General features: G+C 37.6%; 23 protein-coding genes. 11 read left to right on the top strand and 12 right to left on the bottom strand.

What is annotated here, in order from left to right; genetic code table 11:
- Positions 1–146: 146 nt before the first annotated feature.
- The 3 genes from ABVM52_RS04290 (at position 147) to der (ending at position 3,770) form a co-directional block, all read left to right on the top strand.
- The gene (locus ABVM52_RS04290) at positions 147–1,511 is read left to right on the top strand and encodes an alanine/glycine:cation symporter family protein (protein ID WP_405384045.1); all 1,365 of its coding nucleotides are present in this window, start codon (positions 147–149) and stop codon (positions 1,509–1,511) included.
- Positions 1,498–2,382 (top strand): GTPase Era, encoded by an 885-nt coding sequence (gene era, locus ABVM52_RS04285; protein ID WP_405384043.1) that lies wholly within the window; start codon positions 1,498–1,500, stop codon positions 2,380–2,382. The genes ABVM52_RS04290 and era overlap by 14 nt, the downstream gene beginning before the upstream one ends.
- 83 nt (positions 2,383–2,465) lie before the next feature.
- Entirely contained in the window at positions 2,466–3,770 is a 1,305-nt protein-coding gene (gene der / locus ABVM52_RS04280) for a ribosome biogenesis GTPase Der (protein WP_405384041.1), read from the top strand.
- 92 nt (positions 3,771–3,862) lie between these two features.
- Here the strand turns inward: der and ABVM52_RS04275 are convergent, their stop codons facing one another.
- From ABVM52_RS04275 to ABVM52_RS04255, 5 genes are read right to left on the bottom strand one after another with little or no spacing between them, the layout of a single operon-like run.
- Positions 3,863–4,651, bottom strand: a complete 789-nt coding sequence (locus ABVM52_RS04275) for a TPM domain-containing protein (protein ID WP_405384039.1) — start codon at positions 4,649–4,651, stop codon at positions 3,863–3,865.
- A complete protein-coding gene (locus ABVM52_RS04270) occupies positions 4,632–5,069 on the bottom strand; it encodes a TPM domain-containing protein (RefSeq protein WP_405384037.1) in 438 nt (145 codons plus the stop codon). The genes ABVM52_RS04275 and ABVM52_RS04270 overlap by 20 nt, the downstream gene beginning before the upstream one ends.
- Before the next feature lie 7 nt (positions 5,070–5,076).
- Entirely contained in the window at positions 5,077–5,676 is a 600-nt protein-coding gene (locus ABVM52_RS04265) for a LemA family protein (RefSeq protein ID WP_405384035.1), read from the bottom strand.
- Positions 5,677–5,701: 25 nt separating this feature from the next.
- Complete coding sequence (locus ABVM52_RS04260; RefSeq protein WP_089262681.1) at positions 5,702–6,031, bottom strand: MerR family transcriptional regulator; 330 nt, start codon at positions 6,029–6,031, stop codon at positions 5,702–5,704.
- Positions 6,031–7,008 (bottom strand): M23 family metallopeptidase, encoded by a 978-nt coding sequence (locus ABVM52_RS04255; RefSeq protein WP_405384033.1) that lies wholly within the window; start codon positions 7,006–7,008, stop codon positions 6,031–6,033. Before ABVM52_RS04255 ends, ABVM52_RS04260 begins: the two co-directional genes overlap by 1 nt.
- A gap of 104 nt (positions 7,009–7,112) precedes the next feature.
- Between ABVM52_RS04255 and alaS the strand changes: the two genes are divergently transcribed.
- From alaS to ABVM52_RS04240, 3 genes are read left to right on the top strand one after another with little or no spacing between them, the layout of a single operon-like run.
- On the top strand, positions 7,113–9,749 hold the full coding sequence (alaS, locus tag ABVM52_RS04250; RefSeq protein WP_405384031.1) for an alanine--tRNA ligase: 2,637 nt from the start codon (positions 7,113–7,115) through the stop codon (positions 9,747–9,749).
- Between the two features lie 45 nt (positions 9,750–9,794).
- Entirely contained in the window at positions 9,795–10,766 is a 972-nt protein-coding gene (locus ABVM52_RS04245) for a GSCFA domain-containing protein (protein WP_405384029.1), read from the top strand.
- Positions 10,763–11,389, top strand: coding sequence for a DUF4230 domain-containing protein (locus ABVM52_RS04240; protein ID WP_405384027.1), 627 nt, complete (start codon positions 10,763–10,765; stop codon positions 11,387–11,389). The genes ABVM52_RS04245 and ABVM52_RS04240 overlap by 4 nt, the downstream gene beginning before the upstream one ends.
- Here the strand turns inward: ABVM52_RS04240 and ABVM52_RS04235 are convergent.
- Positions 11,367–13,130 carry an aromatic amino acid hydroxylase gene (locus tag ABVM52_RS04235; RefSeq protein ID WP_405384025.1) on the bottom strand — a complete coding sequence of 588 codons (1,764 nt, stop codon included), beginning with the start codon at positions 13,128–13,130 and terminating at the stop codon, positions 11,367–11,369. The two genes, ABVM52_RS04240 and ABVM52_RS04235, sit on opposite strands and share 23 nt — an antisense overlap.
- 157 nt (positions 13,131–13,287) lie before the next feature.
- Between ABVM52_RS04235 and ABVM52_RS04230 the strand changes: the two genes are divergently transcribed.
- A complete protein-coding gene (locus tag ABVM52_RS04230) occupies positions 13,288–13,755 on the top strand; it encodes an Lrp/AsnC family transcriptional regulator (protein ID WP_116770981.1) in 468 nt (155 codons plus the stop codon).
- A 57-nt stretch (positions 13,756–13,812) separates the two neighbouring features.
- Here the strand turns inward: ABVM52_RS04230 and ABVM52_RS04225 are convergent, their stop codons facing one another.
- Together ABVM52_RS04225 and ABVM52_RS04220 are read right to left on the bottom strand one after the other, a co-directional pair.
- Positions 13,813–14,382 (bottom strand): DUF4136 domain-containing protein, encoded by a 570-nt coding sequence (locus ABVM52_RS04225; protein WP_405384022.1) that lies wholly within the window; start codon positions 14,380–14,382, stop codon positions 13,813–13,815.
- A gap of 75 nt (positions 14,383–14,457) precedes the next feature.
- Positions 14,458–14,616 carry a DUF5522 domain-containing protein gene (locus ABVM52_RS04220; RefSeq protein WP_405384020.1) on the bottom strand — a complete coding sequence of 53 codons (159 nt, stop codon included), beginning with the start codon at positions 14,614–14,616 and terminating at the stop codon, positions 14,458–14,460.
- Between the two features lie 197 nt (positions 14,617–14,813).
- On the opposite strand from ABVM52_RS04220, the gene ABVM52_RS04215 reads away from it, so the two are divergent.
- The 4 genes from ABVM52_RS04215 to hemL are packed head-to-tail and all read left to right on the top strand — an operon-like array spanning position 14,814 to position 18,184.
- Entirely contained in the window at positions 14,814–15,143 is a 330-nt protein-coding gene (locus ABVM52_RS04215; protein ID WP_405384018.1) for a hypothetical protein, read from the top strand.
- A gap of 12 nt (positions 15,144–15,155) precedes the next feature.
- On the top strand, positions 15,156–16,061 hold the full coding sequence (locus ABVM52_RS04210) for a 1-aminocyclopropane-1-carboxylate deaminase/D-cysteine desulfhydrase (protein WP_405384016.1): 906 nt from the start codon (positions 15,156–15,158) through the stop codon (positions 16,059–16,061).
- Positions 16,058–16,885: a glucosaminidase domain-containing protein gene (locus ABVM52_RS04205; protein WP_405384014.1), complete on the top strand. Its 828-nt coding sequence runs from the start codon at positions 16,058–16,060 to the stop codon at positions 16,883–16,885. The genes ABVM52_RS04210 and ABVM52_RS04205 overlap by 4 nt, the downstream gene beginning before the upstream one ends.
- A gap of 18 nt (positions 16,886–16,903) precedes the next feature.
- Entirely contained in the window at positions 16,904–18,184 is a 1,281-nt protein-coding gene (gene hemL, locus ABVM52_RS04200) for a glutamate-1-semialdehyde 2,1-aminomutase (RefSeq protein ID WP_405384012.1), read from the top strand.
- A gap of 71 nt (positions 18,185–18,255) precedes the next feature.
- Here the strand turns inward: hemL and ABVM52_RS04195 are convergent, their stop codons facing one another.
- The 4 genes from ABVM52_RS04195 to ABVM52_RS04180 all read right to left on the bottom strand — a co-directional run bounded on the left by ABVM52_RS04195 (position 18,256) and on the right by ABVM52_RS04180 (position 25,897).
- Positions 18,256–22,188 carry a DUF2194 domain-containing protein gene (locus ABVM52_RS04195; RefSeq protein ID WP_405384010.1) on the bottom strand — a complete coding sequence of 1,311 codons (3,933 nt, stop codon included), beginning with the start codon at positions 22,186–22,188 and terminating at the stop codon, positions 18,256–18,258.
- Positions 22,189–22,436: 248 nt separating this feature from the next.
- Positions 22,437–22,889, bottom strand: a complete 453-nt coding sequence (locus ABVM52_RS04190; protein ID WP_405384008.1) for a hypothetical protein — start codon at positions 22,887–22,889, stop codon at positions 22,437–22,439.
- A 161-nt stretch (positions 22,890–23,050) separates the two neighbouring features.
- Positions 23,051–23,227: a hypothetical protein gene (locus ABVM52_RS04185; RefSeq protein ID WP_405384006.1), complete on the bottom strand. Its 177-nt coding sequence runs from the start codon at positions 23,225–23,227 to the stop codon at positions 23,051–23,053.
- Positions 23,228–23,407: 180 nt separating this feature from the next.
- Entirely contained in the window at positions 23,408–25,897 is a 2,490-nt protein-coding gene (locus ABVM52_RS04180; RefSeq protein WP_405384004.1) for a zinc-dependent metalloprotease, read from the bottom strand.
- Positions 25,898–26,046: the final 149 nt, after the last annotated feature.

Genomic DNA, 26,046 nt, shown 5'->3' with positions numbered 1-26,046 from the left:
CCCTGACAAGATGAACGCTACTATTTGTAACGGGCGACAAATATACAACCATTTTATTCTATTTTCAAAACTTATTTAAAGAATCTTTTTAGGCGCACCTGCCACTAAAAAGCTTAAAATCCATAACTTCGAATTTTAAGCAATTTATGGATACGATCAACGATTTTATAGCCAGTGCTTTACCCTATACGGAGTGGCCAATGTTTCTTTTGCTAATAGGGGGCGGACTTTTTCTGGTTTTTTATTCAAAATTTATGCCTTACCGTTTTTTTGGTCATGCCATAGCCATTACCGCAGGTAAGTATGACAATGCAAACTCGGTAGGGGAGGTCAGCTCATTTCAAGCCTTATCCTCCGCAGTTGCGGCAACAGTTGGTTTGGGTAATATTTCCGGGGTAGCAATAGCTATACATGATGGTGGACCGGGAGTCGTATTTTGGATTTGGATGACGGCATTGATCGGTATGTGTATTAAATTCTATTCCTGTAGTTTGTCCATCATGTACAGGGGTACAGATTCTGATGGTAAATTACAAGGTGGGCCTATGTATTATATTACCAAAGGCCTAGGAGAAAAGGCACGCCCGTTGGCAACCTTTTTTGCGGTTTGCGGTCTTTTTGGCTTTTTGGGGGTATTTACCGCCAATCAGTTCACGGAAACGTTTATGAGCGTGGTAGAACCCTCCAGTACAATTTTGGATATGGGTGATGAAAATTGGAAATGGACCATAGGAATTGTCCTTGCCATAGTAACCTCATTTGTCATTTTTGGCGGACTCACTAAAATAGCAAAAGTGGCATCGGCCATAGTACCTTTTATGGTGGCGTTATATTTAGTAGCGGTTGTAGTCGTCATGGCGTTGAACCTGGAAATGATCATACCCTCCTTAAAGATGATTATTACACAGGCGTGGGATTTTAAATCTGCCGCAACAGGTGGGTTTTGGGGCTTGGTGATCATAGGGGTGCGCAGGGCAATGTTCTCCAATGAAGCTGGTTTGGGTAGTGCGCCTATGTATCATGGGCAATCTAAAAATGATGAGCCAATAAGGGAAGGCTTGGTAGCTATGCTAGGTCCCTTTATAGATACGATTTTAGTATGTACGTTTACGGCAATAGTCATAATATTGAGTGGGGCCTACTTGGAAGATGCCAGTGGTATTGTAATGACCTTGTCTGCTTTTGAGACTACACTTTTTGGTTGGGGAGATGTGTTATTAATGGTCATTGTTACCGCCTTTGCATTATCTACACTATTTACCTATTCATATTATGGCGTAAAATCGCTTTCGTTCTTGACCAATGCAAAAATTGGTAAATTATATAATTGGTATTTTGTAATTATGATTGTCTTTGCCGCGGTAGCATCGTTGAACCTGGTTAAGAATTTAATTGATTTGTCCTATGCACTTATGGTAATTCCCAATATGATTGCCGTACTTTTGTTGGCTCCAAAGGTGAATACGGAAATAAAAAAATACCTAATAAAAATAAAAGATGGCAGATCATAAGGCAGGTTTCGTGAATATTATTGGAAATCCCAATGTGGGTAAATCAACATTGATGAATGCTTTTGTGGGTGAGAAATTATCTATTATTACCTCTAAGGCGCAGACTACAAGACATCGTATCTTGGGTATTGTCAATGGCGATGATTTTCAAATGATTTTGTCCGATACTCCCGGGATCATCAAACCGGCTTACGAGCTTCAGAGTAGTATGATGGATTTTGTAAAATCTGCATTTGAAGATGCTGATGTGCTATTGTACATGGTAGAAATAGGGGAAAAAGCACTCAAGGATGAAGCCTTCTTTGAAAAAATAAAGAACAGTAAAATTCCGGTTTTGTTATTGTTGAATAAAGTGGACACGGCAACACAAGAGCTATTGGAAGAACAAGTACAGTACTGGCAGCAAATGTTGCCCAATGTAGAATTACACCCTATTTCGGCATTATCAAACTTTAATATTAAAGGTGTTTTTGAGCGGATCATAGAATTATTGCCCAACTCCCCTGCATATTATCCAAAAGATCAGTTGACAGATAAGCCAGAACGTTTTTTTGTTAACGAGACCATAAGGGAAAAAATCCTTCTAAATTACAAGAAAGAGATACCCTATGCCGTAGAAATTGAAACCGAAGAGTTTTTTGAGGATGAGGCTATAATTAGAATGCGTTCCGTGATTATGGTTGAGCGAGATTCTCAAAAAGGTATTATCATTGGTCATAAAGGTGCCGCCCTAAAAAAAGTGGGTATTGAAGCACGTAAGGATTTAGAGCAATTTTTTGGTAAGCAAGTGCATATAGAGTTATATGTAAAAGTGAACAAGAATTGGAGAAGCAATTCCAGGCAGCTAAAAAGATTTGGCTATAATAAATAATCCAATCCATAATTAAATCATATACACAAGGTAATCAGTCAACTATTGTTGGGATTATACTACCTTTGCGCCAAATTTAAGCTATGAGTGCAATTGTTGCCATTGTGGGGAGACCCAATGTAGGTAAATCAACCTTTTTTAATAGATTAATTCAAAGACGTGAGGCTATTGTTGATGCAGTCAGTGGCGTTACCCGTGATCGTCATTATGGAAAAAGTGACTGGAACGGTAAAGAATTTTCTGTAATAGATACAGGGGGGTATGTTGTAGGTAGTGATGATGTATTTGAAAAGGAAATTGACAGACAGGTAGAACTCGCTATTGAAGAAGCCGATGCCATTATCTTTATGGTTGATGTGGAAACCGGGGTAACCGGTATGGATGAGGATGTAGCCAAGTTGCTACGCAGGGTCAAAAAACCTGTTTTCTTAGCGGTCAATAAAGTAGATAATGCTAAAAGGGCAGAAGATGCCGTTGAGTTTTATTCTTTGGGTCTAGGTGAATATTATACCTTGTCCAGTATAAACGGTGGTGGCTCTGGTGAATTGTTAGATGCTTTGGTTGAGAAGTTGCCAGATGTCGTTGAAGAAAAAAGCGATTTACCAAGATTTGCCGTTGTAGGTAGACCAAATGCGGGGAAATCATCTTTTATTAATGCCTTGATCGGAGAAGATAGGTATATCGTGACCGATATTGCCGGTACAACAAGAGATAGTATAGATACCAAATATAACCGATATGGTTTTGAATTTAATCTAGTCGATACTGCCGGAATTCGCCGTAAAGCTAAGGTTAAGGAAGATTTGGAGTTCTACTCGGTAATGCGTTCTGTTAGGGCTATAGAACATTGCGATGTTTGTATTCTAATGCTAGATGCAACCAGAGGTTTTGATGGTCAGGTAGAAAATATTTTCTGGCTTGCACAACGTAATCATAAGGGTATTGTAATTCTTGTGAATAAATGGGATTTGGTAGAGGATAAAGAGACCAATACCATAAAGCATTACACTCAAAAAATAAAAAAGGCCATAGAACCATTTACAGATGTGCCTATTCTTTTTGTTTCTGTGCTGACAAAGCAACGTATTTTCAAGGCTATTGAAACCGCTGTTGAGGTCTATAACAATAGGAATAGAAAGATCATTACCCGTAAGTTCAATGAGGTAATGTTGCCAATCATTGAAAATTATCCGCCACCTGCGTATAAAGGTAAATTCGTTAAGATAAAATTCTGTACACAATTACCAACACCGTACCCACAGTTTGCATTTTTCTGTAACCTGCCACAATATGTTCGTGAGCCTTACAAACGTTATTTAGAAAATAAGATCAGGGAAGAGTTTGATTTTTCAGGTGTTCCCATCACTGTGTTTATGCGAAAGAAGTAAAAATAAAGGATTAAGGAATGCCCCTTAAAGACCAAACAATTCTGTTTTGCGGAATGGTTTGGTCTTTTTTAGTTTTTAACCAAAACAACAACTTACCAGCCACCGGAAGCACCGCCGCCGCCAAAGCCGCCGCCGCCGAAGCCTCCTCCAAATCCGCCACCACCAAAGCTTCCGCCACCGCCGCCAAAGCCACCAGATCCATTGGAACGGCCCATATTGCTTAAAATAATCATATCCCAAGGACTAAGACCTCTTCTTCTGCCGCCTCGCCCGTTATTATTGTTATTGTCTTTTCTACTCCACAATAAGAATAAGATGACGATGAAAAAAATAAAAGGTAAGAAGGAAGAAAATGGTGTGCCTTTACCGGTATCTAAAGAGCGTTCTTCCTTGTATTCGCCATTTAGTACTTGAAATATAACATCTGTTCCTTTGTCCAGGCCTGCGTAATAATTTCCGGTTCTAAACTCAGGTAGGATAATATTTTCTATAATACGCTTGGATAAGGCATCGGTCAAAGATCCTTCTACGCCATAACCGGTATTAATGGCTATTTTTCTATCGTCCCGTGCCAGTAAGATCAGAATTCCGTTATCCTTTCCTTGTTGTCCAATACCCCAGGCCTGTCCCCAATTTGCACCAAGATAATTGATGTTTTCCCCATTGGTGCTAGCAATGATCGCAATTACGATTTGTGTTGAGGTACTATCGGAATAACGCACCAATTTTTGACTTAATGTGGTTTTTTGTTGATTGCTTAATAGGTCAAGGTAATCATATACGCTAGTTTGCAAAGCAGGTTTTTCTGGAATCTCAAATTGACTCCAAATAGGGGTGCACCAAAGAAAAAGGATTAAAAGACTAGCCTTTAGATATTTCATTGCTTAATTCATTGGTGTCATCCGTTTGCCACGGAAAATGCTCTTTTAATTCTAAACCGGCCATAAGTATTCCTGCTATTATGCCTTCTTTATAAGCTCCCTTGGTAAAATGATTTTGTATGGTGTCTTTGGTAGTTTGCCAGAAATCCGCAGGAACAACCTTGTCAATTCCTTTATCGCCGCAAATAACAAATTTTCTATCATTGACGGCTACATATAGCAAAACACCGTTCTCCTGTTTGGTGTTGTCCATTTTTAATAAATGAAACACCTCCTTGGCCCGTTCATAATGATCTTTTGTAGTATGTGCTTCTATATGCACCCTTATTTCGCCAGAGGTATTGTTTTCGGCCTGTATTATAGCCTCCACAATTTCTTGTTCTTCGGTTTGGGTCAAAAAGTCTTCTACTCTGGACATATGGGAATCAATCAAATTCAAAATTCACATCCGGGGCGTTTTCAGAACCGGCATCTGCTTTGTAGTATGCTAGCTCATCAAAATTTAGAAAACCTGCCAAAATTGAATTTGGGAATTTTTTAATGTGTAGGTTATAAGGTTCAACGGTTGCATTGAATCTGTCCCTAGCTACATTTATTCTGTTCTCGGTACCTTCTAATTGTGACTGAAGCTCTAAAAAGTTCTGGTTTGCCTTTAGGTCTGGGTAGCGTTCTACGGTAACCAATAATCTGCTTAATGCGCTGCTAAGTCCGCTTTGTGCTTGGTTGAACTGCGCCAATTGCTCTGGTGTTATATTGGCCGGGTCAATGCTAACTGAGGTTGCTTTCGCCCTTGCTTCGATAACATCGGTCAATGTTCCTCTTTCAAAATCTGCCGCACCTTGTACGGTTTTCACCAAATTGCCTATTAAATCATTTCTACGTTGATATTGACTTTCGACATTGGCCCAACTTTTAGTAGAAGTTTCTTTTAATGCTATGGCGGTGTTGTTAAAGCCTACGCCCCATTGGTATAGTCCAAACGCAATGACGACAATTACGATTAATGCAATAATTCCTTTTTTCATAATGGTAGTGTTATATAGTGTAGTGTTATAATTGGTCTTTTATTTTGTTCAGTTCTGCCTTTACCCGTTCCAGCTTTTGGATAATGTCAAAATTGGAAAGCGTTTTTTGCTTTTCCTCCTTAAGGTGTATTTTGGCTCCCTCTAAAGTAAAGCCCCGTTCTTTGACCAAATGATAGATCAATTGAAGGTTTTTAATATCTTGAGGGGTGAATTTTCTATTGCCTTTGGCATTTTTTTTAGGCTGTAAAACGTCAAATTCCTTTTCCCAAAAACGAATTAATGAGGCGTTGACCTTAAAGGCCTTGGCCACTTCGCCAATACCATAATATCTTTTTTCTGGGAGTTCTATCTGCATTAATCCAATGATTGGTTTTCTTGATTAGCGAATTTCAACATATTCTCAAATTCTTCTGCGGATAAACTGCCATAATAGAAGTTGATCGGGTTTATACGGTCTTTGTCTTTCCAAACCTCATAGTGTAAGTGTGGCGCCTCTGAACGCCCTGTACTTCCTACAAAACCAATTAAGTCCCCACGTTTAACCTTTTGGCCCTTTTTTACGTTGTACTGACTAAGGTGGGCGTACAAACTTAAGTAACCATACCCATGTTCTATCCTTATGTGTTTTCCGTATCCAGATGAATTATTGTCCGCTCTTGTGACCTTTCCATCTCCAGAAGCATATACGGGAGTGCCTTTGGGTGCGGTAAAATCCATGCCATAATGCATTTTTCTGGCCTTTGTAAAGGGGTCGGAACGCCAGCCATAACCAGAAGCCATGCGGGTAAGGTCTTCATTGTTAATAGGCTGTATGGCCGGTATGGACATGAGCAATTTTTCTTTTTCCTCAGCTAATTTCGTGATTTCGTCCAATGATTTGGATTGTATCGCAATTTGCTTCTTTATGATATCTAGCCTTTTAGTTGTGGCAATGATCATTTCACTGTTATTAAAGCCTTCCAGGGATTTGTATCGGTTGATACCTCCAAAACCTGCTCTACGTTGTTCGTCAGGAATGGGGTTGGCCTCAAAATATAATCGGTAAATATTATTGTCGCGTTCCTCTATGTTACCCAAGACCTCCTCAATCTGTTCCATTTTTTTGTTCAACAGTTCATATTGAAGTTCGTAATTTTTTACTTCGCGGGATAGTGAAAGTTCCCTAGGGGTGTTCACAAGATCGGTGTTTAAAAGCAGGATAAGTCCCAGAAGTCCAAAAAGAAAGGATCCTAAAATAAAGAAGGTTATATTTCTATAACGTCTAGATTTTTCGGGCTCTATTTTACGGTACGACAGGGTGTCTGGGTCGTAATAGTATTTTACCTTAGACATGAATGTTATTTATCCTATTTTTGTTTTTTAATTATTAGGGAACAAACAAATATAAAAATAGTTTTATATAAACGGTTAAAATTTGTAAAAGCTTAGCATTTTAGATGAATTCCAAAGAAACAAGAACCCAATTTCTGAATTTTTTCAAAGGTAAAGAACACAAAATAGTGCCTTCTGCACCTATGGTCATTAAAGATGATCCAACCCTGCTTTTTACAAATGCGGGAATGAACCAGTTTAAAGAATATTTTTTAGGTATAAACCAGCCAAAAAGCTCTAGGGTGGTTGATACTCAAAAATGTTTGCGTGTAAGTGGTAAGCATAATGATTTGGAGGAAGTAGGAAAAGATACCTACCACCACACCATGTTCGAGATGTTGGGTAATTGGAGTTTTGGTGATCCTGCCGGCCGGTCTGGCGGGTATTTTAAAGAAGAAGCTATTTCTTGGGCCTGGGAATTGTTGACCGAAGTTTTTAAAATAGATAAAGATAGTCTCTATGTATCGGTCTTTGAAGGTAGTAACGATGCCGATCAGCTACCTATGGACAATGAGGCTTTTGATCTGTGGAAAAAAATTGTTCCCGAAGATAGAATCATCATGGGGAACAAGAAGGATAACTTCTGGGAAATGGGCGATCAAGGCCCATGTGGACCATGTTCTGAAATTCATGTTGATATTAGATCTAAAGAAGAAAAAGCAAAAGTATCCGGGGCAAGTTTGGTAAATCAAGACCACCCACAAGTAGTGGAAATATGGAACCTTGTATTTATGCAGTATAACCGTAAGGCAGATGGTTCATTGGAAAGTTTGCCTGCAAAGCATGTAGATACCGGTATGGGTTTTGAACGCCTTTGTATGGTTTTACAAGGAGTACAATCTAATTATGATACGGATATATTTACACCGCTCATCCGCGAAATAGAGACCATAACCAATTCCGATTATGGTAAGAGTGAAGAGATCGATATAGCCATACGTGTTATTAGCGACCATATTCGTGCGGTAGCATTTTCTATTGCAGATGGGCAGTTGCCAAGTAACACGGGAGCAGGTTATGTAATCCGTAGAATATTAAGGAGAGCTGTGCGTTACGGATTTACATTTTTAAATACCAAAGAACCGTTTATGTTCCGTTTGGTGAATGTACTTACCGATTCGCTTGGTGCCGCATATCCAGAATTGAAAGAGCAAAAACAACTGATTGAAAATGTGATTAGGGAAGAGGAAAACTCGTTCTTAAAAACCTTAGATCAAGGTTTATTGTTGTTAGATAGCATTATCAAAAATTCTAAGGATAAGACTATAGACGGTGGTAAAGCTTTTGAATTGTATGATACATTTGGTTTCCCAATTGATTTGACCGCACTTATTTTAAATGAAAAGGGATATGAGCTAGATGAAGCAGGTTTTAATGCCGCTATGCAGCAGCAAAAAAATCGTTCTAAATCGGCCTCGGCCATTTCAAAACAGGATTGGGAAATTTTACAGGAAGATAGCGAACAGGAGTTCGTTGGTTATGATATGCTCGATGTTGAGGTAAAGATTACCAAATACAGAAAGATAGTTTCTAAAAAAGAAGGCACCCAGTATCAATTGGTGTTTAATCTTACTCCGTTTTATGCAGAAGGTGGTGGTCAAGTAGGGGATAAAGGATATCTAGAAGATTCGCGTGGAGGTGTTATCTACATAACGGATACCAAGAAAGAGAATAATGAAATCATTCATTTTACAGAAAATCTTCCAGAGCATTTAAATGAAAGTTTTAAAGCGGTAGTAGACAAAAAGCAACGAAGTAGAACAGAAGCCAACCATACGGCAACACACTTATTGCATCAGGCATTACGAGAAATACTGGGGCCACATGTAGAACAAAAAGGTTCTTCCGTGCACTCTAAATATTTGCGATTCGATTTTTCTCATTTTTCAAAATTGACCCCGCAAGAACTACAGGATGTTGAAAATTTTGTCAATGCGCGTATAGAGGGTCAGCTACAGTTACAGGAGGAAAGAAATGTACCTATGAAGACCGCTTTGGAAAATGGCGCAATAGCATTGTTCGGTGAAAAATATGGCGATGCCGTACGTACCATACGCTTTGGGCAGTCTATAGAACTTTGTGGTGGTACCCATGTTAAGAATACGGGAGATATTTGGCAGTTTAAAATTAAATCTGAAGGTGCCGTAGCGGCAGGTATAAGAAGAATTGAAGCAATTACGGGCGATGCCGTTAAAGATCTTCATACCGATAATGATAAGTTACTTTCAAAAATTAAACATGTTCTTGGCAATAGTCAAGATCCAGTTAAATCCGTTTCTAGTTTACAGGAAGAAAACAGTAATCTTAAAAAACAAGTAGCCGAGCTATTGAAAGACAAAGCAAAGAATCTTAAAGGTAATCTGTTGTCTGAACTTAAGGAAATAAATGGGGTTCAGTTTCTTGCTAAAAAAGTAGATTTGGATGCTGCGGGAATAAAAGACCTTAGTTTTGAAATGGGCGGTAATAAGGATAATTTGTTTTTACTGTTCGGTACTGAGCAAAACGGCAAAGCATTGTTATCTTGCTATATCTCTAAAGAACTTGTAGCTTCAAAAGAATTGAATGCCGGTACTATTGTTCGTGAACTTGGAAAATATATTCAAGGCGGCGGTGGCGGACAACCATTTTTTGCAACTGCGGGAGGTAAAAATCCAGGTGGTATAACAGAGGCGTTGGCTAAGGCAGAGGGTTATTTGAAGTAGTCCTTCATTGTTTAAGAAATTCGTAAAAGATAAGAAATCAAATAAATGAATCTCTTAACCAAAATACCATTATCAAAAGCAAACAATCAAATTGACTATTCAAGCCGATTGTTGCTAATGGGCTCTTGTTTTTCAGAGAATATTGGGGCTAAGCTATCGTATTACAAATTTCAAGAATTACAGAATCCGTTTGGTATTTTGTTTCATCCTTTAGCAATTGAAAAGCTGTTTCAAAAAGCTGTAACTCAAGAAACGTTCAACGAAGGGGACATCTTCCAAGCGAATGAACAATGGCATTGTTTTGATGCGCATTCTTGTTTAAGTAAGCCCTTCAAAGAACAACTGGTCGTAGATTTAAATACGGCATTAAATCACACTGCTGAGCAATTAAAAGTGGCAAGTCATGTAATAATTACTTTAGGCACGGCTTGGGTGTATCGTAATAGAGATAACGGTGAAATTGTTGCTAATTGCCATAAGGTGCCTCAGTCAAACTTTACAAAAGAGTTATTGAGTGTTGATGCGGTGAGAGAGAGTTTAAAGCGAATGATTACCTTAATACAATCTGTAAATTCATCAGCTCAAGTCATTTTTACGGTTTCTCCTGTTAGGCATTTAAAAGACGGCTTTGTAGAAAATCAAAGAAGTAAAGCGCATCTTATTTCGGCAATACATCAAACTATTGAAACTTCAAATTTTTCACCTCCTGTTTCGTATTTTGAAAGCTTCGAGATTATGATGGATGAGCTTAGGGATTATCGCTTTTATGCCAAGGATATGATTCACCCCAACGAAATGGCAATCGATTATATTTGGGAAAAGTTTGTTGAGGTGTGGATCAACGATAGTATTACCGATGACATGAAAAAAGTTGATGAGGTTCAACGCGGTTTGCAACATAGACCATTTAATCCTGGAAGTGAAGCACATCAAAAATTTTTAACATCGTTAAGCAAAAAGATTGCGTATATACGGAAAGCATATCCTTTTATGGACTTCGAAATTTCAAAAGCATGAAAAAATTTATAGCTGGCGTTCTGATTACTTTAGCGGTTGTTTTGATTATACGTTCCTGTAATGATGGAAAAGAGGATCAATCTATTCTTGAGGAAAATTCGATGCTCATTCAGGAAGAAATCACCAATGTATCCAAGCTAATAGTTACAGAGGGTCATTTTGCCGAGGTCTATAATTATAAAGACTCAAAAGAACTTTTTGGTCCGTTATTACGAGCGGAAAAAAAAGCTTTGGTTGTGGTAAATGCTGATGTAACGGTAGCTTATGATTTAAGTAAGATTGAATTTGAAGTAGATCAAGCAACCAAAACAGTAAAAATTAATAGCATACCGGAAGCAGAAATTAACCTGAATCCAGATTTTGAGTACTACGACGTTACTGCAGATTACCTGAACCAGTTTGATGCTGCAGATTATAACAAGATCAAGAAAACCGTAAAAGCTTCTTTAATGAAAAAAGTAGAAGCATCTGCACTGCGTTCGAATGCTGAAAACAGGCTGATCAGCGAATTGCAGAAATTCTATATTCTTACCAATTCTATGGGTTGGCGACTAACGTACCAAGAACAGACCATTGAATCTTTAGAGGGCCTGCAAGCAATCAAACCAGCGATTTTACCGTAGCTAATTCTAGTCCGTCATCAATTAATTGTCCCAAATTGGGTTGGTCAAGTTTAATATTTTCCAAGTGTTCTTCAATACTTTTTATCAATTTATGTTCATTGCTTTTTACGGCAAGCTCGTAAATTTCAATGGGCAATAACCAGTCCGTAGGGTACTTTTCCTGTATTTCTTGAAATACTTTTGTTCTTGAAATAATGGTGTTTTTTCCCTCTCTAAAATCCCTTATCATTTTGTAATAGGATTCTAGTTCGCTCAGGTCTTCTTGACCTTCATTTGTAATATTGGTACTTAATGAATGGTCTAAGAGGTCAAAACTCTTTAAATCTGCAGGACCGTGGTAGGCAGAAACAATTTCTTCCCCGATCGCCATATTGTACAACTCGTTGTTAGCCTCAAAAAGAATAGTACCGTTATGGGTTACTTTACAATTCTCAAAAGTGATCAGAATGATACGACCTTGAAGGTTACGTGTGCCGGTAACTATTTTTCCTGTGACGTTGACTCCGCCAACAAAATCTAATGAAACAATTTCTCCCTCATATATTTTATAGGCTTTAAGATCGCGCGGACTCATATCTTCTATGGGAATATTGATGCCTTTGAGTCTACCGATGGGTGAGCCAAAACCAGCTCCATGTTGATTTACATCTTGACCAACCAATTCTTTTTCTCTGTAGGCAAGCGCAGATTTTCCTTTGGTCTGAAAGTAAATGGGTTTTCCATTATGTTCTATAAGCGACTCAAAATTACCGGAAACCTGTAATCCCGTACTAAGCTCAATAGTTCCCAGTTCTTTTGAGTTGATGAGTTTTTGTAACCCTGAGAGTCCGCCAGTACGTAATGCCATAGTGTTAGCAAAATCTTCCAAAACCTGACTCAAAAAAGCGAAATCTGGCGTTACAAATAGTTGAGGTTGAGGTTTGGTAATATCAAAGGATGTTCTTGCCGCTTCAATAGAGTAAGGCAGTTTTTTTACGTTATCGGTCATGCACCATTGGCTTTCTCCAATGGATGATAACAATCCTGCTCCATAAATTTTAGGGTCTTCTAAAGTACCTATGAGTCCGTATTCAACCGTCCACCAATGTAGGTTTCTTATGAGTGCCATTTCGCTGGGTTCACCCATGTTTTCTTGTAAGTGCTCAATATGCTTTTCAGCTTTTTCAATTTCTATAAGCGATGTGCCTTTGGCTTCTTTTATGATAGATAAATGACGAACAGCTTCGTACAGCTCAAAATCCTTTGCACTGGAAATGGCTTTACAACCAATTTCCCCAAATCGTCTTAAGTATGCTGCATATTCTGGGTTGGCGATAATAGGGGCGTGACCGGCACCTTCATGAATAATATCTGGTGCAGGCGTATAGGCAATGTTTTCTAACTGCCGAATATCCGAAGCGATGACCAGTACATTGTATGCCTGAAATTCCATAAACGCAGCGGGAGGAATAAAACCATCTACGGCAACTGCGGCCCAACCCAAATCTTTTAAAATGCGGTTCATACCGTACATATTGGGTATGTTGTCTATAGAGATTCCTGTTTTGCGTAATCCTTCGGTGTATGATTTGTGTGCAACCTTACTGAGGTAATCTACATTTTTTCGCATAACGTAGCGCCATACCGCTTGGTTGATAGGGGTATAGTCCTCATAATTTTGGGGTTTAATATACTGCCTTAAGTGCTTAGGAAGTTTGTCCAAAATAGGATTGCTTTCATAAGTGGTTTTATCCTTCGTCATAATCGTTAAACCTTAAATTAATTCTAATAAATATATGATTTATAGACCAAATATTTGTTAATATTATTTAATTTGGTGAAAATCACTTTTTAAATGTATTAATAAAGGAAATAATACTTTTTAAGGTTGAATAGTGTTATGTATTAAGGAAAAAGTTATGATGGAAAAATTAGATTATATAGATAGGGAAATTTTAAAGATTTTGCAGAAGGATGCTAAAACAGGCGCTAAATCAATAGCGGAACAGTTGGGGCTAACAAAAACACCGGTGTATGAACGGGTAAGACGGCTTGAGCAAGATGGGTTTATACAAAACTATGTAGCTATTTTGAATAAGGATAAAATTGAGGATAGCATTACCGTTTTTAGTTTTGTGTCTTTAGAAGCGCAAAAAGGCGCCATGATGGATGATTTCTTTGAGCAGGTAAAAACATATCCAGAGGTTGTAGAGTGCTTTGTGGTAGGTGGGGAGTTCGATTTTCTGCTTAAAGTAGTCGTAAAGAATTTAGATGCATATTATGATTTTGCCAAATTTAAGATAGCTTCCTTGCCAAGTATTGGAGGCGTAAAAAGTGCATTTGTACTTAATGAAGTAAAGAACAGTACGTATTTTCCATTGTTGTAGGGAATAAAAAAGGGCCTATAGAAACTATAGGCCCGTTTAGTAACATCAAAAAATGTTTTATTTCATTGCCACGGCATTAGGTGGGTATTGCTCAAGAATCTGGGAAACAAATTCTTTGATACGCTCTTCTTTTTTGGCAACATTACCTGTATTTGCTATAGTGCCAACACCTTTTCCTTGCCATACTAGTTCATTGGATGTATTATCTATCAAATCAATATAGAGTGATCCTTGTGTTCTAGTGCTAACGTTAGTGCCTCCCCAGCCAAAACCAGGTCCCCAGGCCCATGGGTTGTAACCCCAGCCCCAAGCTCCGCCCCAGCCATAATTGTTTTGGTATACATCTACACGTTCTTGTTCTTTGGTGAAAATACTTACCAAAAGATCAGGGTTTTCAGATTTCACAAACCCCCTAGAGCTCATTTCAGTTTCAATAGCACGTAGAATACGCTTTTTATCTAGATCGGATATCTGTGCTTTATCTATACCTGTTTTGTAAAATGCATATGATTTGTAGCCGTTAAAATCAGTTTTTTGGTCATAATCGGACAGGACGCTTACCGATGAGCAAGATGTAATAAAAACTAAAAGTAGCAAGGGTAAGCCAAGTAATTTGATGTTTTTCATAACGTTATATGTTTTATAAGTACTTATTTTTTCTTTTAAAAGATTCACAAATATCATGCCGAGCTATGTTAAAATTCATTGTGTGTTGGTTTTTGCGTCATATCCATAGGGGCAATGTCGGCAACCACTCTCACAACAATAGCCTCTTTTAAGGTGGTATTGTTCAGTAAAAACTCTATACCCGTTCTCGGACCAGTAAAAATCTCCCTCCTCGATCGGAATTATTTCTTTCATGCTATCTGCTGCTTTTTTGGAATATAAAGTTACTTCTTTCTGTTGATAACCTTGCAGTTACCATTGTGAAAGTAAGCGTTAAAAGCGCTTAAGCGGTGGTTCAACCTTTAATCGGTTTTGTTGGCAATAAAGACCAGTATTCTTTAGTTGAACTATTTTTGGCTTTATCTTTGTAATACTACTGTCAAAGTATTTCTATGATTCTGGTATTTAGACATTTCTTCTATAAAAACTATGTGGGGCTTTCACTATGGCCTTTCATATTTTTAAAAAATAGAAGTTTAAAAAATGACGATGTACTTATAAATCACGAAAAAATTCATTTGCGTCAGCAACGAGAACTATTGATTTTTCCTTTTTATATTCTTTATTTAATAGAATGGGCCATTAGGGCCGTTTGTTATTTGGACACGTATAAAGCATATCAAAATCTTAGCTTTGAAAGAGAGGCATATATGCATGAAAACGATATGGATTATTTATCTAATAGAAGATCATTTAGCTTTATTAAATATCTTTGGCGCTAAAATTGGCCCTTTTTGCAAAGCATCAACCAAATTGTTGAACTTCCATTATTCGCAGAAAAAAATATTGCGCTAGTAATAAAACGCGAAGACTTACTGCATCCGTTTATATCAGGTAATAAATTTAGAAAACTCAAATATAATATTCTTGCTGCCCAAGCAGAGGGCAAAAACACTATTTTGACCTTTGGTGGTGCATATTCCAATCATATTGCGGCAACAGCATTTGCTGCTAAAGAAAAAGGGTTAAAAGCTATAGGGGTTATACGCGGGGAAGAACTGGAAAATTCATGGCAGCAGAATACTACATTGCAAAAAGCCCATGAAGATGGTATGCAGTTAAAATTCATTAGCCGGGAAGCGTATCGGCAAAAAGAAGAAGAGCATTTCATTGAGCGGTTAAAAAATGAGTTTGGAGATTTCTTTCTGGTTCCAGAAGGGGGTACCAACAATTTGGCAATAAAAGGTTGTGAAGAAATCATTACCCAAAATGATAAGGAATTTAATATGATATGCTCAAGCGTAGGAACCGGTGGTACCGTTTCAGGATTGATCAATGCTTCTGATCCCCAACAACGCATCATTGGGTTTTCAGCTTTAAAGGGTGATTTCTTAAAAGCGGAGGTCCGGAAAATGGTAAAGAAAGAGAACTGGGAAATAAATAATGATTTCCATTTTGGCGGATATGCCAAAGTAACGGCGCAATTGGTACGGTTTATTAATGAGTTCAAGGAAAAAACACAAATTCCCCTTGATCCTATTTACACCGGAAAAATGATGTTTGGTTTGTATCACATGATCCAGCATGATACTTTTGTGCCTGGAACCAAAATTTTGGCCATTCATACTGGTGGTCTACAAGGTATTACGGGTATGAATAGTATACTGAAAAAGAAAAATTTACCTTTGTTACATATATGAAAAAGATAATTTTAATGGTTTTGTTGGTGGGTGTTGCGCTTACCTCTTGTAAATCTAAAAAAAGATATTCGGATCAATTACGAACCAAGAATGTACTTAGTGAACGTAAAAAAAGTACATCTACCAAGAAAGACGCTGAACCCGGTAGGGCAGATTTGCCCAGTGAGCCTTCTAAATTCATTCCATTTAGGATAGCCTCTGTTGGAGAGTATATAGAAACTTTTGCAGAGACGGCACAATTGGAGATGATGGGCTATGGAATACCGGCAAGTATTACCTTGGCCCAAGGTATTTTGGAAAGCGGTAGTGGTAAAGGTGAATTGGCCATGAAGACCAATAACCATTTTGGAATAAAATGCCATAAAGGTTGGGAGGGCGATTATGATTTTCATGATGATGATGAAAAGGGAGAGTGTTTTAGAAAATACAATCACCCTATGTACTCTTTTAGGGACCATAGTATATTTTTGACCACCCGTTCTAGATATGCCTCTTTATTTAATTTGAGACATACAGATTATAAAGGCTGGGCAAGAGGCTTAAAAAAAGCAGGATATGCAACCGATCCCAAATACCCGCAGAAACTAATTTATTTAATAGAAAAGTATGATCTGCATAAGTATGACAGGCAAATTAAAAAAGCAGGTTATGATACTGCTACGGTCGTAGTAACAGGTGCGGATAACATACATACGGTACAAAAAGGAGACACGTTGTACTCCTTGTCCAAAAAATATTATTTAAGTGTAGATGAACTTATGCAAATGAACAATTTGCGTAGTACCGATCTATCCATAGGGCAACCGCTTAAAGTAAAAAAGTAGTAAAAATCAATCGCATATATGATTTATCAAAGAAGTAGTGCCCTGTTTGCAGAGGCAAAGAAATATATTCCCGGTGGTGTCAATTCTCCCGTACGTGCATTTAAAGCTGTTGGCGGCGATCCCATATTCGTTAAAAAAGCAAAAGGGGCATATTTGTACGATGAAGATGGGAACAAGCTAATTGATTATATAGCATCTTGGGGTCCGTTAATTCTAGGGCATGCCCATGAGCCGGTCATTAATGCCGTGGTAGAAAAGGCACAAAACGGAACCTCGTTCGGTATGCCTACGGAAATTGAGACAGAACTGGCCAAGTTGGCTATTTCTATGGTTCCCAATATGGATAAGATCAGGTTTGTAAACAGTGGAACCGAGGCCTGTATGAGTGCCGTGCGTTTGGCAAGAGGGTTTACGGGAAAGGATAAGATTATAAAATTTGCCGGCTGTTACCATGGTCATTCAGATTCGTTCTTGATCCAAGCGGGTAGTGGGGCCGTTACTTTTGGTAGTCCAAATAGTCCCGGTGTAACCCAAGGTACAGCAAAAGATACTTTATTGGCTGTTTATAATGATTTAGATAGTGTAAAGGCATTGGTAAATGCCAATAAAGGAGAATTGGCGGCCATTATTATAGAACCCATAGCAGGCAATATGGGTTGCATTGTACCTTCGGATGAATTTATAAAAGGGCTTCGCGAGATATGTACCCAAGAAGGAATTTTGTTGATTTTCGATGAGGTAATGACAGGCTTTCGTTTGGCAAAAGGCGGAGCACAAGAAGTATTGAATATTAAAGCGGATATTGTTACCTATGGAAAAGTTATAGGTGGCGGATTGCCGGTAGGTGCTTTTGCCGCCAGAACTGAAATAATGGATTTTCTAGCGCCTGATGGTCCTGTTTATCAGGCGGGTACTTTAAGTGGAAATCCGTTGGCAATGAGCGCAGGTTTAGCAATGTTGACAGAGCTGAACAATAATCCGGAAGTGTTTGATAGTTTGGCAAAAAAAACCGAATATCTACATAAAGGTATTGCCGAAGTATTGACGGAGAAAAAGGTAACGCATCAAATAAATCGTTATGGTAGTATGATCTCTGTTCATTTTACAGATGAGCCAGTGGTTGATTTTGCATCATCCGCCAAGGGAAATAACGAAACTTTTAAAAAGTATTTTCACGGTATGTTGGAGAAGGGAATTTACTTGCCCCCAAGTGCTTTTGAAAGCTATTTTTTAAACGATGCATTAAGTTATGAAGATTTAGATGCAACCATTAATGCATTAAAGGAAATTGACTTATAAAGTAGCGTAAAAGCGTAATAATAAAAAAGCCCTCTAAATGAGGGCTTTTCTGTTCTACTGAATAATTTGTATTATTTGAAATTATATTGAATTCCTAACTGAAACGCATTGGAAAAGAAATCCTCAATGGTATAATAGGTATAGTTGAGGTTAATTTTCGTAAAATCTTTAATACGATACGATACCTCACCTTGATAACGCTGAAATGTAGGTTCGTCTTGTTCTGCAAACAAGGAGAAATCACTCCATAAATTAAAATCTGAATCCTCATCACCAATCTGTAAAAGTAGTCCCCCACCACCATAAAGACGTTCTTTGGTTAACCAATAGGGAAAGCCGTTTCTTCTTTCCTCAGAACCTATGGCATAAGCCCCTTCTATTACCGGACCTACTTTAAACGTATCTATGTTCACTAGGGAATACTCCAGTCTTGAACCTCCTAAGGTGTAGTATTGACTATCCGTATAGTAGGTGGCATCAACCGTGAACGAGTGTTTTAAATTAGAGGAATAATTAAATTGTTGATTGGCTTTAATCGATAAATCATAAATATTCAAGGCATACCCGGGAGCATTGGTAACAGGATGTGCATTTACTTTTAAAGAAGTGCTTGCGGACTTACCTATAAAATCGATTCCGGTATTAAAGTGGTAGAATATTTTATTAAAATTGTCCATTTCAACCTTTGCGCCAATATAAAAAGGGTTGCTTTTATTGGAGGCTGTCTTGTACAGGTAACCAACGCCTAATAAATCCCTTCCTTGGTCATTGGCAACTATGGTATCCTTTAAAACAGCGTAAGAAGTACCTTGCTCTATTGAAAAACGATGAAAATTGAATTTTTTATTATAAAATCCAAAATAGAAATTATTGTTGAATAAGGTAGGGTCAAATTTATCGGCAATGGCAGAAGAGGTAATTCCAATGGAATGTCCTTTTTTCTTTCTGGTCTCTATGGCTTTCTTTTTGACAATGGCATCATCCATTAAAATCTTAAACTTACTGATATACAAGGTCTGTTCTTGGTCCGTATCTTCCTTAACCTCATTGTTAAAGCCAATTTTAAAGTCAGAATCTAGCTTTTCCGGAGGTATGGTGACCGCAACTTCACCGGCAGCTTCTATATCACCTTTTAATAAAAGTAATTTTGCCATGTAGTTCATGGTATCATAATCCTTAGGATGGTCTTTAACGTAATCTTTGTATAGTTGGTTTAGCTGGTCCATGTTGCCGGTTTCCATGTTCCAATCCATTAAGTTGGTTATAGGAATATCTTGGCTGCAGGAACTCCATTGCAATGCTTTTTCATACTGCGCATAATCTGAAAAGAGTTGGGCAATATTACTGGCCAAATCTTTTAAATCTTCCCTACAATAATCAATAAATTGCATTTCCTCAATAGCCCTGTCCCTATCGTTTACCATCATGAACTTTATAAAGTATGGGAAATCCGTAGCTCTTTTGCCCTCAATTGATTTTGATTTTTGAGACCATTCCGAAATTGTTGCCTGATCCAGTTCTGTTCCACATTTTTGCCAAAGCAGGGCTTTGTCAAAATTAAGTTGATCGGCATATGCCTTGGCCATTTTTGTAGCAAATACCTGGTCATTTATAGAACAAGGTGCTATTTCATCTAATTTCGTTAAAAGTTGCGCATTCTTTGTACGAATTAAAAAGTCGTAGTAAGTGTAGCGGTTTTCTGGATTGGGTTCTTGCTCGTAGATAACTTCCAATACCTGTTCAATAATCGTACTATTGTCCTCGGTATTAAAGTCTTTATAATAATCCTTTAAAAATGCTACATCTTGCCTGCCCCATTCCATTTGACGCTCCATCCATAATTTTTTCAGTTCAGGTGTTGGGTAGGCACTAATGACGTTGATGTCCCTTGAAAAATTTGCATATGATGCGGAAGGGTTCTTCATGTACATGGTGTTCAACTGGTCCCAAAGTTGCTTGGTTTTCCCTTGCGTTTTCATGGTTTTGGCATAAGCAATAACCTGCTGTGTATTAATGAAATTGTTGTCCTGAAACAATTCTTCCATGAGATAGGAAGCTTTTTCGTTTTTCTCCTCTACAATGGCCCGGTCTATTTTTTCTTTTAATGGTACCATGGTGCTTTTGCTCTCGTTAAAGGCCTTGTATTCTTTGTTCATTTTAGTAATCAAAGAAGATGTAGTACCGATCAGGGTTCTTATTTCCGGTCGTATATCTGGCACACTTATGCTAGGGGAGTTGGTTTTGATGTTGTATATAAATCCGTTTAGTAAAGGCACGGATTGAAATTTTATTTGTTCATCATACAGTTTTTTGTTTAAACGGTCCTTGTTCACTGCATCAACGTACATTAACCAATATGATTCTTTTTTAGCGTCTGCATTAATAGAGCTGGTTACTTCATATTGTCCTTCAAAATTTAAGTGTCTAACCGTTTGGTATCTCCAATCCATAATAGTTTCGGTAGATTTCTTTGCAGGTAAAAATCGCATAAATGGATGCCTACTTTTATAATCCACTATATGTTTTTTTAAATCATCTATAGCTTTTTCGGCATTTGTTTCTTGGGCAATATGTAAGGTGTTCAATGCATGGGACCAAATACCTGTATACAGATAAGTAGATTCCAAGGCCCATTTTTCCCTAGCTGAAATAGCATAACCACTACTCAAGCGTGGGTAGTCAAAAAAACGTGCATTTAGGGGGTCCGGGTCAAACTCCCTATTTCCGCCCTTATCCAAATCGCCTAAAAAAGAGGTGTGCATATAGTTTATACTGGGAAACCCTTTCTTAAGGGCGGCCAATCCTAGGCTATCTATTTGATTGTTTGGGGCCACATAGGAAATAGGGTTGTTTTTAGATACGCTTTCCTTCCATTTTTTATTAGTAGCCTTGGCCACGTCCTCCATTAAATCAGTGTCTTTCCATAACGTTTTTAATAAGGGCAATTCATTGTAACCTTTCAGTCCAACATCATGGCCTGCTTTTATAAATTCATCATGGATCCATAAATTGGCTATCTCATCATTTTTACCGTCCAAAGCGGTAGACTTGTCCCAATTTTTAAAATTGATGTCGTCCGTATTATTTTTGTCGGAATTAAAAGTGATAAAAGCAGAATATTTTAGATCTTCCTCAATGGCCAATTCTTTCATTTTGGGCCACCAATCAGATTTTACAAATTCGGATTTCTGTTCCCCGTTTGGCAAAACTAAAGGAGTACCGTTTTCATCATAGATAGATGAGGGAAAATCATCTAAAAACAAGGTACCTATATTCGCAATGGGGTAGGGTATGCCTTCAAGACCTAATAAGGTAGCGGCAAATAATAGTCCTCTCATTTCTTTCTTTAAAATTTCAGAGGAATTGTAAAATACTACTTTACCATTGCCTATTTTATTTTCAAGAAGAACTGGGTAGTCATGATCGGTATGGGCAGCTACAAGAACATTTGTGGTACTGGAAAAATTTGAAGCCTCAAAACCAAGATGCATGGTTTCATTATCAAAGCTTTTGCCCTGCATGCCTGGAAAAAGAGGTTTTTTAAAGTATAGGCCAGACACCTCTATGTTTGTACTCCAATCTGCATCTGGTGTCATTCCATAGAAAAAGGACATACGTTCATCTTTTGTCGCTTTGGTAATAAATAGGGTACCTCCTTTAGATACGAATTTTAACAAACTATCTACTGCTGTATTACTAAGACCGGCAGTCTCATGTAGGGTAACCACTCTGGTGGTGGGTTCAATCTTTAATTTTTCATTGAATTGATTGATCCAAAGGGTCTTATGTGCAATTTTAGAATAATCATAAGCCTTTGCCAAATTTTCTGTTTCATAAATGGCGCTGTAGTTAGTAGGCTCAATTAAAAATTGCACGAGTGGTTCTTCCGTACTTTTTTCAGGTATATTATATTTATTGTTAGACTTATACAGTTCTTGTTGACAACTGGCCAACAGGCAAATAACTATAAAAAGTAAACAATATCGTACTTTATTGAACATCATAGGTTATTAATTTCATATTCCAAATTTTGGTCATCAATATTGGGTAATCACCAGTAGTTGGAAGCAACTAAGTACCTAAAGAACGTTTGCAATGTGCAATTTATTCGATAAATGTAAAATTTCCTCTATTAAACAATCTATAAAGGTGGTTTTTAGGGGTATATTTTTTATGTAAACATCTAATGTAGAAAGGTTTATAAATGACAAAGACCCGCAATTAGCGGGTCTTGCATCTGCAATTTAATTATCTATTCTCTAGACATGCGTCTTTCTTTTCTATCATCTTTTCCTTTATTCCTGAATTTACGTTTTTTGTGATGATTCATCTTTTCCCATTTAGCGTACTGATCAGAATTAAGAATAGATTTTAATGCTTGTTTTTGTTCAATTTGATGGTCTAAACGTTCATTTTGACGCTCATACCGTTCTTCTGCGGTTAATTTTTTACCTTCTTCTTTTTTTGCTTTAAAATCTTCCATTCTGGATTTACGCATTTTGGCCTCCTCAATAAAAATGGATTTTAATTTGGATTGTTGCGTTTCATTCAAGTCCAATGCCAAAGTCATTTTTTTGGTCTGTAAAGTTGCTACTTGTTCTGGCGTTAAATCATGATAATTACCTCGTTTAGACTTCATATTATGATCCTGTGCCGTTGCCGATAAACCTGCCATTACTAAGATGGCCATTACTAATTTTTTCATCTTTCTATTTTTTTGCATTTATTACTTTGACGGTATTTTAAGGTGTTGGTTTAAAGGCGTGAACGATTTTGGCAAATAATTAACGAGGTATTAAACTATATAAAATGCAAAAGCACGATCGGTAGATCGTGCTTTTAAGTAGGTTAGAACTGTAAATGTTTTTAATTGGTTTGGACTTTATCTTGCTCCTCGTAAGGGTTAATGACAATGTCAACTTCTTGTTCTAGTGTATTAGCGGCCAATTCTTCTTTTGCTTCTGTATTTGTAGTTTGATGATACACTACAGAGGCAAAAATAAAACAGCTTAAGTAGACTAGACTTTTTAATTTGTTATTCATGATTTGGGGGTTTAAATTCAAGTCTAAACTAAATAACTAAATAACATGAAAAAGCCCATTGTTGTGAAATGGGCTTTTTTTGATGTGTAAAGTATTTAGAATGTGGTTAACCTTTTACGTTTATCGATCTTATTGGTTCTTCATCGATAGGACCAAAAAATCGGGTAAAATTCTAAGGTATTATTTAGGGTCTAAAATATCGTTAATGCGCTCAGAAACATCGTCATAATGATACTTTGTCATCATATCAGAGGTTCTGTTACGTGCATTTCTAATCTCCCGTTTTAAAATGTTCAATTCTGCTCTTGCAATGGTGCGAATGTCAGATTGACTAGTGTTGACAACTGTTGATTTTCTGTAGCCACCATAATCAGAAGCCTTATTTTGATTTTCGGCGGTCAATAAATATGCTAGACGGTCAATATGTGCTTTTTGAAGGTTTCTTCTATAGGTGTCAATGGCTTTCCCTGAACGAGCTTCTGACCAAATTCCTTTTCTTAATTGGCTCATCATTTGTGCCAATGAATATGAATTATCTTCATTTAAAGTTTCATTTTCAATCAACCTTGCCATTTTTCCTAGGCTAAGTACATTATTAAGGGTGCGTACTTGTATGGAACGCATTTGCTCTAAAAAGCCCGAATATTCAGTACGTGCTAAAATTTCTTGGTCCAGCATCCAAGTAGGAGTGGCAAATAATTGTTCTTGTAGAAATGCCATGGCACGTTGCTGGTGCTCCTTAGGAACTGCTGTATATACTGCACCTTCTTGGTCGTATGTCTTGTGGTTTTCATAGACGCCACCTATATTATTGGCAACATGCCCCATGTATCTATTGAACTGCGCAAAAACTTGCCCGTACAGTTTATCAAGGTCTTCATAGTTTTTGCCTTCTTCTGCGGTCCACTCAATTAATTTAGGTACAATTTTTTTTAAGTTGGCAATACCATATTCACCAGCTTTCATAGCATCGTCACCTAAATCTTCGGTCTGCGAACTTGGGTCAACTATGTCGCCCACCTGTTGGTGTCCAAATCGATAAAGAGGGTCACCGGCATGTTCTAATATCCATTTATCCAAAATTGTTTTTTCCTCTTCAGCCGTAGTATTTAAAATAGGTTTATAGCCCCATTGAATGGCGTATTTATCATATACTCCAATATTGGGCATTAAGGCAACCCCTTCATCACCTGGTTGTGCTATGTAGTTAAAACGTGCATAATCCATAATAGATGGGGCAGTTCCGTATTTTTGGGTGAAGGATTTAGAACGTAGCGAGTCTACAGGGTAAGCAACACTACTTCCCATATTATGGGGTAAGCCCAAGGTATGACCAACTTCATGAGACGATACAAAACGAATTAAACGGCCCATTACTTCATCGTCAAAAGAAACACCTCTTGCAGCAGGATTAATAGCTGCCGTTTGTACAAAGTACCAGTTTCTTAGCAAGGTCATTACATTATGGTACCAGTTGATATCAGATTCTAATATTTCACCACTACGAGGATCACTAACATGAGGTCCGTTTGCATTTGGTATAGGTGATGCTAGGTAGCGTACTACCGAATAACGTACATCTTCTGGCGACCATTCCGGGTCTTCTTCAACCGTTGGTGGTTCTTTGGCAATAATGGCATTTTTAAAACCTGCAGCTTCAAAAGCAACTTGCCAATCTTCAATACCTTGTTTTATGAACGGCACCCATTTTTTAGGTGTAGCACGGTCTACATAATAGACAATTTGCTTTTTAGGCTCTACTAATTCCCCGTTTTTATATTTTTCAACATCTTCATCTTTCACTTCTAAACGCCATCTATCCAAAAATTTAACGGTCTTACTTTCTTGAGCGTCAAGCCCATAATCAACCTGACCTCTAGCGAACCAGCCAACACGTTCATCAAAATATCTTCGTTTCATAGGTTCTTCGGGAAGAAGTACCATAGAATTATTAATTTCTACGGAAATTGAACCTAGGGTAGAATTGCTTGGCGGATTACTGGCCAAATACGTTTTTACGTGGCGTACCTCTACATTTAATGGGTAACTTTTAATGGATTCTATATAACCCCTTCCTTCGTCCAAACGTGATACCTTGTACCTTTTGCGATACCTTTCTGGCATTCCCAACGCTTTGGTATCCTTGGTGAAAATATCATTGACTTCAATTACGGTTGCAGGACTAAGGGAGTCTTTCTTAATTGCTTTTATATCAAAAGAGAACAAAACGGGCTCAAAATTAGAGTTGACCACGGCTTCATGAACAGGTAAGGAGTCTGCAGCTACCACATCATGGGAAACGACACGAAGCAATACTTTTTTGTCTTTCTTTTCCCAGCGTAGTACTTGGGTATTTATTTTTCCGCCACCAAAACCAATGCCCGAGGCAGTTTTAGATATACGGCTTACCATCAACATTTCTTTATTGAAGAGAGAATCTGGAATTTCAAAAAAGTGATTTTCGTCTACTACGTGGGTAGTGAAAAGTCCTGCATCACTTACGGCATCTTCTGTAATGACCTTGTTATAAGGTTGAATTTTGTCTTTTGAGGGTTTGTCTGCCTTTTGTTCAGTGTCTTTTTTCTTTTTCTTAAAAATTTGTGCTTCAGAGTTTTGGTAACCAAAAACACAACATAAAACAATCAATTTTAAAAGTAGTTTTCTTTTCATTTTCTTGAGTTAGTTAGGTAATCTTCAAAGATTGAAATAATATCTGTAACAAATAGTTAATAATTTCTTAAGCCTAATTGTAACAAATTAAACTAGGAGCCGTCTATTAAGTAGGAATAAACATTTTTTCATTCTGAATTAGTCAACTA

Origin of the sequence: Maribacter sp. LLG6340-A2, assembly GCF_045057105.1 — a bacterium.
GTDB lineage: Bacteria > Bacteroidota > Bacteroidia > Flavobacteriales > Flavobacteriaceae > Maribacter.
The sequence above is the reverse complement of the archived record's forward strand: the minus strand, read 5'-3'. Positions and strand labels throughout refer to the sequence as shown.